General features: G+C 50.6%; 2 protein-coding genes. Both read right to left on the bottom strand.

Translation table 11 applies throughout. The features are described from left to right. Positions 1-262: hypothetical protein (locus R7044_RS26585; RefSeq protein ID WP_225456160.1), on the bottom strand; the 262-nt coding region annotated here is incomplete at its 3' end. Between the two features lie 2 nt (positions 263-264). Further along, positions 265-599, bottom strand: a 335-nt coding sequence (locus R7044_RS26580; RefSeq protein ID WP_225456159.1) for a TraU family protein, incomplete at its 5' end; no start/stop codon positions are given.

Below are 599 nucleotides of genomic sequence, written 5' to 3'. Positions count from 1 at the left end.
TTAAGACATCTAATGAGCCCTGATCCATACCAGGAAATAGCTCTTGCAAGTTAATGGACTCATTACCACTGCCACTCGGCACCAACAATGTATTGCCGTTAAGTGCGGGCATCGTCCAGTTTTGCAGCAATTGCTTAGCTTCTTGTTGTCCGCTTAAGCCGGATTGGCGCTGCACATCAGCGGCCACACCATGTAAGGGCAAGCACGCCATAGTGATTGATAAAACACCCGCTAAAACTCGGGTAAAAAGTGTTGGTTTCATAGTTAACCTCCCGAGTTACAGCAGTCTTGCCAGCGCCACAAAATGTAGAGCGCATCTTCTCCGGCACCGGGGATCGTTCGCCACTCTCCCCATTTCATGGTGCTTTCACCGATGACATGCGCACTTTCAGTTTCCGGCACAGGGAAGAACATACTCATCTTGTATTGGGATTTCGGCAGCATGGGTTCGATAACAGGTCGGCATAGCGCACTGTTCCCCATTGTTCGCCTTGCAAGACCACGCCTGTGTTGAGCCGCGATTGCACGCGCCGCTAAATGGCTGGTATTTTCTGCTAATGAGCCAAAGGCTAAGGTGTGGCCTGATAACGGGTAGAGAT

This window comes from Vibrio sp. 1402 (genome assembly GCF_033340275.1).
Note: the sequence above shows the minus strand (reverse complement) of the source record. Positions and strands in the feature narration are given on the sequence as shown.